The 13,130-nt window shown below is 72.0% G+C and carries 11 protein-coding genes; 6 read left to right on the forward strand and 5 right to left on the reverse strand.

Going from position 1 to position 13,130, the window contains the following annotated elements; all coding sequences use genetic code 11:
• Positions 1-104: 104 nt before the first annotated feature.
• Positions 105-1,448 carry a D-amino acid dehydrogenase gene (locus FNF32_RS06125; RefSeq protein WP_281285648.1) on the forward strand — a complete coding sequence of 448 codons (1,344 nt, stop codon included), beginning with the start codon at positions 105-107 and terminating at the stop codon, positions 1,446-1,448.
• A 17-nt stretch (positions 1,449-1,465) separates the two neighbouring features.
• Here FNF32_RS06125 and FNF32_RS06130 read toward each other — a convergent pair whose 3' ends face one another.
• Positions 1,466-1,678: a DUF1674 domain-containing protein gene (locus FNF32_RS06130; RefSeq protein WP_131675097.1), complete on the reverse strand. Its 213-nt coding sequence runs from the start codon at positions 1,676-1,678 to the stop codon at positions 1,466-1,468.
• Positions 1,679-1,734: 56 nt separating this feature from the next.
• On the opposite strand from FNF32_RS06130, the gene FNF32_RS06135 reads away from it, so the two are divergent.
• On the forward strand, positions 1,735-3,228 hold the full coding sequence (locus tag FNF32_RS06135) for an RsmB/NOP family class I SAM-dependent RNA methyltransferase (RefSeq protein WP_131675096.1): 1,494 nt from the start codon (positions 1,735-1,737) through the stop codon (positions 3,226-3,228).
• 4 nt (positions 3,229-3,232) lie between these two features.
• Here FNF32_RS06135 and FNF32_RS06140 read toward each other — a convergent pair whose 3' ends face one another.
• Positions 3,233-4,201 carry an NAD(P)H-dependent flavin oxidoreductase gene (locus tag FNF32_RS06140; protein WP_131675095.1) on the reverse strand — a complete coding sequence of 323 codons (969 nt, stop codon included), beginning with the start codon at positions 4,199-4,201 and terminating at the stop codon, positions 3,233-3,235.
• A 21-nt stretch (positions 4,202-4,222) separates the two neighbouring features.
• The gene (locus tag FNF32_RS06145) at positions 4,223-5,284 is read right to left on the reverse strand and encodes an aldo/keto reductase (protein WP_131675094.1); all 1,062 of its coding nucleotides are present in this window, start codon (positions 5,282-5,284) and stop codon (positions 4,223-4,225) included.
• Between the two features lie 190 nt (positions 5,285-5,474).
• On the opposite strand from FNF32_RS06145, the gene FNF32_RS06150 reads away from it, so the two are divergent.
• From FNF32_RS06150 to FNF32_RS06160, 3 genes are all read left to right on the forward strand, one after another.
• Entirely contained in the window at positions 5,475-5,912 is a 438-nt protein-coding gene (locus tag FNF32_RS06150; protein ID WP_342778030.1) for a hypothetical protein, read from the forward strand.
• Positions 5,913-6,050: 138 nt separating this feature from the next.
• Positions 6,051-7,721 carry a M16 family metallopeptidase gene (locus FNF32_RS06155; RefSeq protein ID WP_221930669.1) on the forward strand — a complete coding sequence of 557 codons (1,671 nt, stop codon included), beginning with the start codon at positions 6,051-6,053 and terminating at the stop codon, positions 7,719-7,721.
• Complete coding sequence (locus FNF32_RS06160; RefSeq protein WP_131674753.1) at positions 7,718-9,052, forward strand: M16 family metallopeptidase; 1,335 nt, start codon at positions 7,718-7,720, stop codon at positions 9,050-9,052. The genes FNF32_RS06155 and FNF32_RS06160 overlap by 4 nt, the downstream gene beginning before the upstream one ends.
• 99 nt (positions 9,053-9,151) lie before the next feature.
• Here the strand turns inward: FNF32_RS06160 and FNF32_RS06165 are convergent, their stop codons facing one another.
• A complete protein-coding gene (locus FNF32_RS06165; RefSeq protein ID WP_131674754.1) occupies positions 9,152-9,331 on the reverse strand; it encodes a hypothetical protein in 180 nt (59 codons plus the stop codon).
• Between the two features lie 188 nt (positions 9,332-9,519).
• Between FNF32_RS06165 and mutL the strand changes: the two genes are divergently transcribed.
• Positions 9,520-11,337 carry a DNA mismatch repair endonuclease MutL gene (mutL, locus tag FNF32_RS06170; RefSeq protein ID WP_143796533.1) on the forward strand — a complete coding sequence of 606 codons (1,818 nt, stop codon included), beginning with the start codon at positions 9,520-9,522 and terminating at the stop codon, positions 11,335-11,337.
• Between the two features lie 453 nt (positions 11,338-11,790).
• Here the strand turns inward: mutL and FNF32_RS06175 are convergent, their stop codons facing one another.
• Positions 11,791-13,011 carry a PQQ-dependent sugar dehydrogenase gene (locus FNF32_RS06175; protein ID WP_131674756.1) on the reverse strand — a complete coding sequence of 407 codons (1,221 nt, stop codon included), beginning with the start codon at positions 13,009-13,011 and terminating at the stop codon, positions 11,791-11,793.
• Between the last annotated feature and the right edge of the window lie 119 nt (positions 13,012-13,130).

Consider the following 13,130-nt stretch of genomic DNA (forward strand, 5'->3'; position numbering starts at 1 on the left):
CGTCGCATCGACGCAAGGATCGCGCGCAGGATCCGCGTCGCACCGCATGTTCTTGCGTCGCATTGTCGAACGCCCGAACAGTTTCGCAGTACATTCGCAGCGGTTTGCCGCATCTTCCCCCGGGTTCTTTTCGGGGATGGAAAGCCATGCGAATCGTCGTTCTGGGTGCGGGTGTCATCGGTGTGACCAGCGCGTGGTATCTTGCCCGCGCCGGGCACGAGGTCACAGTCGTCGACCGCCAGCCCGCCGCCGCGCTGGAAACCAGCTTCGCCAACGCTGGCGAGATCTCGCCCGGCTATTCCACCCCCTGGGCCGCGCCCGGCATCCCGCAAAAGGCGCTGCGCTGGATGTTCCAGCAGCACGCGCCGCTGGTGCTGCACGCCTCGCTCGATCGCGGCCGCGCGTCGTGGATGGCGCAGATGCTCAAGAACTGCACCGCCGACGCCTACGGGATCAACAAGCAGCGGATGATGCGGATCGCGATGTATTCGCGCGACTGCCTGGAACAGCTCCGCAAGGAAACCGGCATCCGCTATGACGAGCGCACGCAGGGCACGCTGCAGGTGTTCCGCACCGACAAGCAGGTTCAGGCGGTCGCCAAGGACATCAAGATCCTGAAAGCCGACGGCGTCGCCTATGAGGAGCTGGACGTGGACGGCTGCGTCCGCGCCGAGCCGGGGCTGGCCCATTCGCGCCACCTGCTCGCGGGCGGCCTGCGGCTGCCGGGCGACGAGACCGGCGACTGCAACATCTTCACCCAGTCCCTCGCCGCGATGGCCGAGGCCGAGGGGGTGCGGTTCTTTTATGACACCAGCATCGTCTGCCTGGAATCGGGCACGACCGGCCGGGTCGAGGCGGTCCGCACTTCCGCCGGGCGGCTGACGGGTGACCTGTTCGTCGTGGCGCTGGGCAGCCATTCGCCGGCGCTGGTGCGCCCCTTTGGGGTCCGACTGCCGGTCAACCCGGTCAAGGGCTATTCGCTGACCCTGCCGATCGTGGACGAATCCCGCGCGCCCGTCTCGACCGTGATGGACGAAACCTACAAGGTTGCGATCACGCGGCTGGGCGACCGCATCCGCGTGGGCGGGCTGGCCGAGCTTGCGGGGTTCGACCTGTCGCTGTCGCCGCGCCGCCGCGCGACGCTGGCGAAATCGGTGGGCGAGCTGTTTGGCGGCGCGGGCGATCTGGACCGGGCGACGTTCTGGACCGGGCTCAGGCCGATGACGCCGGACGGAACCCCGATCATCGGGCCGACCTCGGTCGGGAACCTGTGGGTCAACACCGGCCACGGCACGCTGGGCTGGACGATGGCCGCCGGGTCGGCGCGGGTCCTGTCGGACCTCATCAGCGGCCGCACGCCGGAAATCCGGGCCGACGACCTGTCCTGCGCGCGCTACGACCGCAAGGGCCAGGCGCGGCAGTCGGCGCTGGAGCCTGCGGCGGCCTGACAGGCCGGAACCGCCCGTCAGAAATCGACGGCGATTCCCTTGCGTTCGTAATCGCCGTAGCGCACCGGCTCGGGCCCGTCGCGGCCGCCGAGTTCGACCGGCAGGTCCAGCGGCGCGGCGCTGCGGCGGCGTTCCTCGGCCTCGGCCAGTGCGCGCTGGGCGGCTGGCGGCAGCTGCGCGCGATCGCGGCTTTCCGCTTCGGTGCCGGTCGCGTCCGTCGGTTCGGTCATGGCAAAACCCGCCTCGTGTGGATATCACTGTCCCCCAGCTAAGCAGCGGAGCGGCGATGGACAAGCGCGACGACACCGACCAAAGCGGCGCCGAGGCGCGGCCGCGCCGCAAGGCCAAGCCGGTGGCAGAGATTGCGCCCGTGCTGGCGCCGGTGGCGGAACCCGCGCTGGTGGCGGAACCCACGCCCGCCGAACGCCCCGCCCGCGCGCCAAAGCCGCCGCGCGCGCCCCGGCCCCCGCGCCAGCACCGCGCCGAGAGGGCGGAGCGTTCCGTCATCCCGGCACCTAAAAACGCCCGCCCGGAACCCGGCCCGGCAAACCCCCGCGCCGGCGCGCTGGCGCTGATCGCCGCTGTGCGCGGCGGGGCCACGCTGTCCGAGGCGGCGGGCCTGCTGGACCAGCTGACCCCGGCCGAGCGCGCCCGCGCGCAGCGGCTCGCCGCCGAAACCCTGCGCCACCTGGGCCGCGTCGAAGCCACGCTTGACCCCCTTCTCCAGCGTCGGCCCCGGCCCGAGGTCATGGACATCCTCGCCCTCGGCACGACCGAGATGCTGGCGCTGGACGAGGCGCCGCACGGCGTCGTCAACGCCGCCGTGGCGCTGGCGCGGGCCGGATCGCCCAAGGTCGCGGCGGCGTCAGGGATGGTGAACGCGGTCTTGCGCCGCGCGGCCGACGCGAAGGGCGCATGGGCGGCCGCCGCCCCGTCGACCATGCCGGGCTGGTTGCGCGGTCCCGTCGCCGCCGCGTGGGGCGAGGATAAGGCCCTGGCGATCGAGGCCGCGCATGAGCGGGGCGCGCCGATCGACCTCAGCGGTAAGCCGGGCGCGGACCTGCCCGGCGAGGCGCTGCCGACCGGCAGTCATCGCCTGCCCCAGGGCGTGCAGGTGACGGCGCAGCCGAGATATGACGCGGGCGACTGGTGGGTGCAGGATGCCGCCGCCGCGCTGCCGGTCATGCTGCTGGACCCGCGTCCGCGCGAGCATGTCGCGGACCTGTGCGCGGCGCCGGGCGGCAAGACGATGCAGATCGCGGCCGCCGGGGCCACGGTGACCGCCATCGACCTGAGCGCCGCGCGGCTGGACCGGGTGCGCGAAAACCTGGCCCGCACCGGCCTGAACGCCACGCTGGTCATGGGCGACGCGCTGAACTGGCGGCCGGATGCGCCGCTGGACGCGGTGCTGCTGGACGCGCCCTGTTCCGCCACCGGCACCATCCGCCGCCACCCGGAACTGCCGCTTTTGCGCGACGGCGGCGGCATCGCCGAGCTGACCGCGCTGCAGGCGGCGCTGATCGACCACGGGCTGAGCCTGCTGAAACCGGGCGGGCGGCTCATCTATGCGGTCTGTTCGCTGCTGCCGGCCGAGGGCGAGGACCAGCTTGCCGCCGCGCTCGCCCGCCATCCCGGCCTGCGGGTGGAACGCCCCGACCTGCCGGGGATCGAGCCCGCGTGGATCACCGACGCGGGCGGGCTGCGCCTGCGCCCGGACCATTGGCCCGGGCAGGGCGGCATGGACGGGTTCTTCATCGCCCGGCTGGTGCGGGACGCCTGAGCGATCAGGCGGCGCACAGCTCGCGTTTGGCGGCCGCGTATTCCTCGGCCAGCCGGTCCACCAGCGCCGCCGCCGGCTGCACCGACTTGACCGCGCCGATGCCCTGGCCGGAACCCCAGATCTCGCTCCACGCCTTGGCCTTGGCGGTGCCCTTGCCGAAGTCCATCGACGACGGATCGGCGCTTTCCAGCGCGTCCGGGTCCATCCCGGCGTTGCGGATCGACGGCTTCAGGTAGTTGCCGTGGATGCCCGTGAAGAGCGACGAGTTCACGATGTCGTCCGCGCCGCTGTCCACGATCATCTGCTTGTAGCCCTCGACCGCGTTCGCCTCGGCCGTGGCGATGAAGGGGCTGCCGATATAGGCCAGGTCGGCGCCCGCCGCGCGCGCGGCAAGGATCGCGCGGCCCGTGGCGATCGCCCCCGACAGAAGCAGCGGGCCGTCGAAGAACTCGCGAATTTCCTGGATCAGCGCGAAGGGGTTCTGCTTTCCCGCGTGCCCGCCCGCGCCCGCCGCCACCGCGATCAGCCCGTCCGCGCCCTTTTCCAGCGCCTTGCGGGCGTAGGTCACGTTGATGATGTCGTGCAGCGCGATGCCGCCGCAGTCGTGGGCGGCGTGGTTCACCTCGGGCCGGGCACCAAGGCTGGTGATCCAGATCGGGACCTTGTGGCGGTGGCAGATCTCGATGTCGCGTTCCAGCCGGGTGTTCGACTTGTGGACTATCTGGTTGACCGCGAAGGGCGCGGCCGGGCGGTCGGGATTGGCCTGGTTGTGACGGTCCAGTTCCTCCTCGATCCGGGTCAGCCACGCCGCGAGCAGCGGCGGCTCGCCGTCGCGCTCGCGCGCGTTCAGCGCCGGGAAAGACCCCACGATGCCGGCCTTGCACTGTTCGATGACCAGTTCCGGCCCCGACACGATGAACATGGGCGAGGCGACGACGGGGATGCGCAGGTTCTGAAGGATGGGGGGCAGCATGGGTCCTCGCGGCGTTTGGGGTCAGAAGGGCAGCGGGTGGGCGCGGTGGAACGCGTCGATCTGCTTGGCGGCGGCGGCGTCGATGGCCACGTCGAGACCGGCGAGCAGGTGGTCGAGCTGGGTCACGGTCGTCGCGCCGATGATCGGGATCGCCGGGAACGGACGCGCGCGGACGAACGCGATGGCAAGGTGGACCGGGTCGTGGCCCAGGTCGCGGGCCAGCGCCACCCAGTCGTTGGCCGCGGCCACGCCGCGATCGGTGCGCCGCGCGCCCAGGTTGCCCGGCCCGCCGTGTTCCACGTCCACCGCCGCGCGGCTGCCCGGGGGCGTGGCGCCACCCGAATACTTGCCGGTCAGCAGCCCGGCGGCCAGCGGCGAATAGGCCAGCAGGGTCACGCCCTCTTTCTGGCCGACCTCGGCCATGTCGGTGTCGTAAAGCCGGTGCAGCGGCCCGTATTCGTTCTGGATCGACACGACCCGCGGCCCGCCGGTGCGGTCGGCCGCCGCGTTCCACGACATCGTGCCCCACGCCGTCTCGTTCGACAGGCCGAACTCGCGCACCTTGCCGGCGGCCACGATCCGGGCCATCGCCTCGGATATGCCGTTCATGTGGTCCTCGACCCGCGCCTTGCTCGACGTCGAGGGGTCGAACGTCCAGTTGCCGCGAAAGCCGTAGGTGCCGCGCTTGGGCCAGTGCAGCTGATAAAGGTCGATGACCTCGGTCTGCAGCCGTTCCAGCGACAGGTCCACCGCCTCTTCGATGTTGCCCGGCTCGAACCCGGCGTCGTTGCGGGAAAACCGGCCGCTGCCGCCCCTGCCGGATGCCTTGGTGGCGATCTGCACCTCGCCCCGCCGGCCGGTGCGGGCGAACCATTCGCCGATGATGATCTCGCTCAGCCCATAGGTTTCTTGCGTGGTCGGGTTGACCGGATACATCTCGGCCGTGTCCCAGAAGGTGATCCCCGCATCCATCGCCCGGTCCATCTGCGCAAAGGCATCCTCGCGCGGCGTGGCGTTGCCGTAGGTCATCGTGCCCAGGCACACGTCCGGGACGGTCAGCCCGCCGAGCTTGAAGGTCTGCATGCGTGTCGTCCTTTGACGTCAGAGTGGTGCCGCGCGGCGAACCTGCCAGCCCGCCCGGGCGGGTGCAACCTGCCGGGCGGGCGCACCCGCGCCCGACGTTGCGGCGCGCGGGCGGCGGCGTTCCGGCGAACGTGATGCAACGATCCTGCGCGTTTCGCGTAGAACCCCGTGACCGATGAAGGAGGCTGCCATGATGCGTGGCGCAACGATGATGATGGCCGCCGCAGCCCTGGCGCTGACGGGAACCACGGCGCTGGCCGATCCCGGCAAGGGGAACGGGAACGGCAACGGCAAGGGGAACGGCAAGGCCGGGCATGCGCGCCATCAAGCCCCCGCAGCCGGCCATGCCGGGTATGGCCGGGGTTGCCCGCCCGGGCTGGCCAAGAAGGATCCGGCCTGCGTGCCGCCCGGTCAGGCGCGAAATGACGACGACCGCCGCTACGGCAACCGGGTGGGCGACGTGCTGCGGATCGGGGACTATCGCGTGATCCGCGACTTCGACCGCTACGACCTCGATCGCCGCGACGGCTGGGACTACTACCGCGACGACGACCGGGTGTACCGGGTGGACCGGGACACGCGAAAGGTGCTGGCGGTGCTGAACCTGATCGACGCCTTTGCGAACTGACGCCCGGCTGAGCTGATCCTGCCTTGCAGACGCGGCGAGCGGGCCGGCGTATTCACGCCGGCCTCACGCGTCTGTCGGTTGCGGCGCCGGGCGGGCGCGGCCACCCTGCGCCCACATCCATCCGCCGAGGAGCCGCCGATGCCCTGCGTCCGTCCACCCCGCACGGGGCGCCGCGCCCGAAAGCTTCATGCCGCGAGCGCCGCGGCGGCGCTTGGTCTGCTGGCCGCGCCCCTGCCGGCACTGGCCGAAATGCCGCCCGGCGTCGGCAGCTTCACGCTCGACAACGGCCTGCAGGCGGTGGTGATCGAGGATCACCGCGCCCCGGTCGTCGTGCAGATGGTCTGGTACCGGATCGGGTCCGCCGACGAGGTGGCGGGCAAGACCGGCCTTGCCCATTATCTGGAACACCTGATGTTCAAGGGCACCGACACGCTGGCGCCGGGCGAACTGTCCAAGACCGTGACCGCGAACGGCGGGTCCGACAACGCCTTTACCAGCTACGATTTCACCACCTACTTCCAGCGCATCGCCGCCGACCGCCTGCCGCTGGTCATGCGGATGGAGGCGGACCGGATGGCCAATCTTCGCATCGGCGAGGATGACTGGCAGGCCGAGCGGCAGGTCGTGCTGGAGGAACGCGCGCAGCGCACCGACAGCGACCCCTCGGCGCTCTTTGGCGAAGAGGTGTCGGCGGTCCAGTACTACAACCACCCTTACGGCCGCCCCGTGATCGGCTGGCGGGCCGAGATGGAAGGGCTGACCCGCGCCGACGCGCTGGACTGGTACGACCGCCACTATGCGCCGAACGCGGCCGTGCTGGTCGTGGCGGGCGACGTGACACTGGATCAGGTCAAGGCGCTGGCGCAGGAATACTATGGCCCGATCGCGGCGAAACCCACAGCCGAGCGCGCGCCGCGCCCGCAGGAACCCGCGCAGCGCGCCGACCGCCGGATCGAGATGGCCGACCCCCGCGTCCCGCAGCCGGTGCTGACCCGCAGCGTGATGGCCCCGGAACGGAACGCGGGCGACCAGAAGACGGCGGCGGCGTTGTCGGTGCTGGCCGAGCTGCTGGGCGGATCGGCCCAGACCTCGGTTCTGGGGCGCGAGCTGATGCTGACCGGCAAGGCCGTCTATGCGGGCGCGAGCTATGACGGGCTGGCGGTCGATCCGACCACCTTTGCGCTGACGGTCGCGCCTGCGCCGGGCGTCTCGCAGGACGATGCCGAGCGGCTTCTGGACGAGGCGGTGGCCAAGTTCCTGCGCGAAGGGCCGGACCCGGCCGCGCTGGAACGGGTGCGGACCGGGCTGCGCGCCGCGCGCATCTATGAACAGGACTCGGCTCACGGCCGCGCCTACGACTACGGGCAGGGGCTGGCGGTGGGGCTGACGGTCGACGACGTGAACGACTGGCCGGACCTGCTGGCGCAGGTGACGTCCGAGGACGTGATGGCGGCGGCCGCGCTGGTCCTGAACGACGCGCGCGGCGTGACGTCGTGGCTGCTGCCCGCGGCCGAGGGGCAGGTGGCGCAGGCGGATCAGCCCGCCGCGCCGGTGCCGCCCGCCGCCGTCGATCCGGCGACGACCCCCGCTGGCCGCGAGCCGCCGCCCGCCGCCGACGGCGCCGCGCCGATGCCTGAGGCTGACGCGGCCGCCGGTCCGCCGGCGGGCCCGGATGCGCCGGTGGCAGGCCCCGGGGGACCCCCACCCGCTGCTCCGCCCCAGCCTCAATCCGCGCCCGCCGCACCCCCACCCGCACCCCCGGTGCCGCCTTCCCCCGCCCAACCCCAGCCGCCGGAGCCCAAGCCATGATCCGCGCCATCCTCACCGGCGTCGCGCTGGCCGTCATGGCCGCGCTGCCCGCCCGCGCCATCGACATCCAGGACGTACAGTCGCCCGGCGGCCTCACCGCATGGCTGGTCGAGGATCACTCGATCCCGTTCGTCTCGGTCACGATCCTGTTCAGGGGCGGGGCCTCGGTCGATGCGGCGGGCAAGCGCGGCGCGGTCAACCTGATGACCGCCACGCTGGAAGAGGGCGCGGGCGACATGGACGCCAGCGCTTTTGCCGAAGCCGTGCAGGAACAGGCCGCCAGCATCGGCTTTGATGCGGGCGACGATGCGGTGTCGGTGTCGGCCCGGATGCTGTCCGAGAACCGCGACGCCTCTGCCGACCTGATCCGCGCGGCGCTGGTCCAGCCCCGCTTCGACGCCGACGCGGTCGAGCGGGTGCGCGCGCAGGTGCAGGCCGTGATCCGGGCCGAGGATACCGACCCGAACGCCATTGCGGCCAAGACCCTCGCGCGCGAGACGTGGGGCGACCACCCCTATGGCAGCTCGATCAACGGCACGGCGGACAGCGTGGCGGCGCTGACGGCGGACGACCTGCGCGCGGCCAAGGACCGGGTGATGGCGCGAGACCGGGTTCTGGTCGCCGCCGCGGGCGACATCACCCCCGACCAGCTTGGCGCATTGATGGACCGGGTGCTGGGCGACCTGCCCGCGACCGCGACGGCGCCGCTGCCGCCCGAGGCGCCGCTGGCGCTGACCGGCGGCACCACGGTCGTCGACTGGGACAGCCCGCAGACGGTCGTGGCCTTTGCCCAGCAGGGCCTGCCGATGGACGATCCCGACTACTTCGCGGCCTTCGTCTTGAACCACATCCTGGGCGGCGGCGGCTTCTCGTCGCGGCTGATGGACGAGATCCGGGAAAAGCGCGGCCTGACCTACGGCGTTGGCACCGACCTGTCGAACAAGGTGCTGGGCGACACCTGGACGGGCGGGATGGCCACGGCCAACGCATCGACCGCGCAGGCGACGCAGATCCTGCGCGAGGTCTGGGACGGCATGGCCGCGGGCGTGAGCGAACAGGAACTGACGGACGCCAAGACCTACCTGACCGGCGAATACCCGCTGCGCTTCGACGGAAACGGCCGGATCGCGGGAATCCTGGCGGGGATGCAGCTGGTCGGGCTGCCGCGCGATTACGTCAACACCCGCAACGCGCGGGTCGAGGCGGTGACGGCCGAGGACGTGAAGCGGGTCGCGGGCGAGTTGCTGGACGCGGGCAAGCTGCGCGTCGTGCTGGTGGGCCGGCCCGAGGGGATCGACGGGGCCGCGCCCGACGCGGCGCCGAAGGGCTGAGTGATTGTTGGACAAGGAAAGGCCGCGCCATCCGTCGGGATGCGCGGCCTTTCTGTTCTGCGCGGCGCCGGGGGTGGTTTCCCGCGCCCCGCCGCTGGATCAGGGGTTGACCTGAACCGCGCCGGTGGCGCCGGCGAGCCCGCCGGCCGCGGCGCCCACCGGGCCCGCCACGACCGCACCGGTCGTCGCGCCGGTCACGGCCCGCTCGGTCGGGTTCTGGCCGCACGCCGCGACGCCGAACACCAGCCCGCAGGCCATCACAACACCAAGTTTCTTCATCGCTCATTCTCCCGTTACGAAAATCCGGTGGCCCTGCGGCCTGTGATAAGTAGCGCGCGAGGCACTGTTTTTGTTCCCGGAAAGTTGAGCGGGGGTAGCGCGGTGGCCGTCGGACACGGCACGGTCATCCACGCCCCGCGCCGCGAATCTCTGGCGACCACACAAGCCCCCGTGCTACATGTTGCGGCATGACCCGCCATGACCCCCATATCCGCCCGGTCATCCGCCAGCTGGACGAGGCTGCCGCCAACCGCATCGCGGCGGGCGAGGTGGTCGAGCGTCCATCGTCGGCGGTCAAGGAGCTGGTGGAAAACGCGCTCGACGCGGGTGCGCGGCGTATCGAGGTGGCGATCGCGGGCGGCGGCAAGCGGCTGATCCGGGTGACCGACGACGGCTGCGGCATGACGCCCGCCGACCTGCCGCTGGCGCTGTCGCGGCACGCGACGTCCAAGATCGACGGATCGGACCTTCTGGACATCCGCAGCTTCGGGTTTCGGGGCGAGGCGCTGCCGAGCCTGGGCGCGGTCGGCCGGCTGACAATCACCAGCCGGGTCGCGGGCGGCGACGCCGCGCAGATCACCGTCACCGGCGGCCGCCAGTCCGAGGTGCGCCCCGCCGCCGGCAATCGCGGCACGGTGGTCGAACTGCGGGACCTGTTCTTCGCGACGCCCGCCCGCCTGCGCTTCCTGCGCGGCGACCGGGCCGAAACCCAGGCCATCGCCGAGGTCGTGCGCCGCCTGTCCATGGCCGAGCCGCTGGTGACCTTTGCCCTGATCGACGAGGATGACGGCCGCACCCTGTTCCGCGCCGACGCCGAAAGCGGCGGGGGTGACGGGGGGACCGCGACGAACGCCCGCATCGCGCGGGTGATGGGGCGCGAGTTCGCCGAGAACGCGATCGCGATCGACGCCGCGCGAGACGGGCTGCGGCTGACAGGCCTTGCCGCGCTGCCGACCTATTCGCGCGGCGCGGCGGTGGCGCAGCATCTTTTCGTCAACGGCCGCCCGGTGCGCGACAAGCTTCTGACCGGCGCGCTGCGGGCGGGGTATTTCGACGTCCTCGCCTCGGGCCGGCATCCGGCGGCGGTGCTGTTTCTCGCCTGCGATCCGCATGGCGTGGACGTGAACGTCCACCCCGCCAAGGCCGAGGTGCGGTTCCGCGAACCCGACGCCGCGCGGGGGCTGGTGGTGTCGGCGCTGCGGCACGGGCTGGCGGCGACGGGGCCCCGCGCCGCGACCACCGGCGGCGCGGCGACGCTGGCCGCGTTCCGCCCCCAAGAGCTGTCGCGGGCGCCGTCACAGCGGGCAGTGCAAGCCGCCTGGACGATGCAGGCGCCGCTTGCTGCCGACGAGGGGCGCGGCTTCTTCGAGGCGAGCGGCCGGATCGAGCCGCCCGGCCCCGAGGCGGCTATCCCGACCGACATGCCCGCCGACGCTCCACTTGGTGCCGCGCGGGCGCAGCTGCACGAGAACTGGATCGTCGCGCAGACCGCCGACGGTATCGTCATCGTGGACCAGCACGCCGCGCACGAGCGGCTGGTTTACGAGCGGCTGAAGGCGCAGGCGGCGCGGGCGCGCGTTCCCGCGCAGGCGCTGCTGGTGCCGGAAATCGTCGATCTGGGGGACGCGGCGGCGGCGCTGCTGGCGCTCGCGGGCGATCTGGACCGGCTGGGGCTGGTGGTGGAGCCGTTCGGCCCGGGCTGCGTCGCGGTGCGCGAGGTTCCGGCGGCGCTGGGGCGCTGCGACGTGGCGGCGCTGGTCCGCGACATCGCCGACGATCTGGCCGACGGCGACGGCACCGACCGGCTGCGGGGGCGGCTCGACGCGGTGCTGTCGTCGATGGCCTGCCACGGGTCGGTCCGGTCGGGGCGGCGGATGTCGGGGGACGAGATGAACGCGCTTCTGCGCGAGATGGAGCGGACCCCGCGCTCGGGCCAGTGCAACCACGGCCGGCCGACCTGGGTGGAGCTGAAGCTGTCGGACATCGAGCGGCTGTTCGGGCGGTAGCAGGCGATCACCCAACTCTGCTGTCGGCGACGTTCGTCTGCTCCGTCAATGTTGCTGAAGGAAACGGCCTTCAAGGCCGTTTCCGGGCGATTCATTGAAGCCAGCACTCCGGAGGGACGCGTCCGCACGGGTGGGTGCGAAAGCGCACGCCTGAGGGCGGGCGGGCGCGTCCCGGTCCGCTTTGGGCGGACCGGGGGGGTGCATCGAAGGATCGGAGCTAAGGAACAGATCCTGTGGGCCGCAAGTCGGACAATTCCACGCGCTGCCCGCCAATCCCCGAATCCATGGTCAAGTATTAACTGATTTGGCTTCGCAGCTTTGCTGCAGGCAATCGGTCACGCACGACTGTAGATGGGTGCGAGACACGCCCGCTGGTGGGCGGGCGCGCGCGTCGTGCCCCGCATCCGCGGAACGGGCGAAAACGGCAGCGTTGCCTCCCAACGTCCCCGCGGATCACTCCGCCCGCGTCACCCGCACCATCTGCCCGTTGTCGGCGTCGGTCAGCAGCATCAGCGACCCGTCGGCCGCCACCGCCACGTCGCGGACCCGGCCGATCCCTTCCAGGTAGCGCGCCTCGCCCGCGACCCGGTCGCCGTCGAGGTCCAGCCGCACCAGCGCCTGCGCGGCCAGGCCGCCGACAAGGATGTCGCCGTTCCATTCCGGGAACATCGCCCCGTCGTAGATCACAAGGCCCGAGGGCGCGATCACCGGGTCCCAGTAATAGACCGGCTGCTCAAGCCCGTCCTGCGCGGTGATCCCTTCGCCGATCGGGGTGCCGTCGTAATCCTCGCCATAGGTGATGATCGGCCAGCCGTAGTTCAGGCCCTTCTGCGGCTGGTTCAGCTCGTCGCCGCCCTGCGGTCCCATCTCGACCGTCCACAGCCGCCCCTCGCCGTCCAGCGCCGCGGCCTGCACGTTGCGGTGGCCCTTGGACCAGACGTCGGGCAGCCAGCCGGCGGTTCCCGCGCCCGCGGGCTTTCCGTCGGGCGAGATGCGGACCAGCTTGCCGATGTGGTTGTCGTCGTTCTGCGCGGTGGCGCGCGGTTCGGGGTCGGACCGTTCGCCCAGCGTCACGAACAGCATGCCGTCGCGGTCCAGCACCAGCCGCGACCCGAAGTGCTTGTCGCTGGCCCACGCCGGCTGCTGGCGGAAGATCTCGGTCACGCCATCCAGCGTGCGGCCGTCCTGCGACAGCGTGGCCGTGGCGACCCCGGTCGAGTTCTTGCCCGGCTCGGTCGCGGACGGGGCGGCATAGCTCAGCCAGATGCGGCGCGACTGGGCGAAGTCCGGCGCGACCAGCACGTCCAGCAGCCCGCCCTGGCCGCGCGCGTCCACCTGCGGCACGCCCGCGATCGGCTCGGACAGCGTGCCGTCGGCAGCGACCATCCGCAGCGCACCCGACCGTTCGGTCACGAGCCAGCTTCCGTCGGGCAGCGGGTCCATGCCCCACGGGTGGTCCAGCCCGTCCGCTACCACGGCGGTGTCCAGCTGGACTGACCCCTGCGCCTCGGGCGCGCGGGTTTGGCCCTGAAAGGCGGGCGTCTGGCCGTCGGCGTTCGCGCCCTCGTCGTTCCAGTCCTGGGCGCAGGCGGGGGTCGCCAGCAGTACCGACGCGGCGAAAAGGGCGGCGGTGCGTCCGCGTGACGGAACCGGGGGGTCGGGTTGGGGTGTCATGATGATCTCCTCCTCCTGTCAGGGCGAACGCCTGCGACAAGGCGGCGTTCCGGGCGCGCACGCGGGCTTGATCGCGGGCGAGCGGGCGGGAAGGAGCGTTGGCGTCAGGCGCGGGCGAG

This window comes from Paracoccus marinus (genome assembly GCF_007018965.1).
Lineage (GTDB): Bacteria > Pseudomonadota > Alphaproteobacteria > Rhodobacterales > Rhodobacteraceae > Paracoccus > Paracoccus marinus.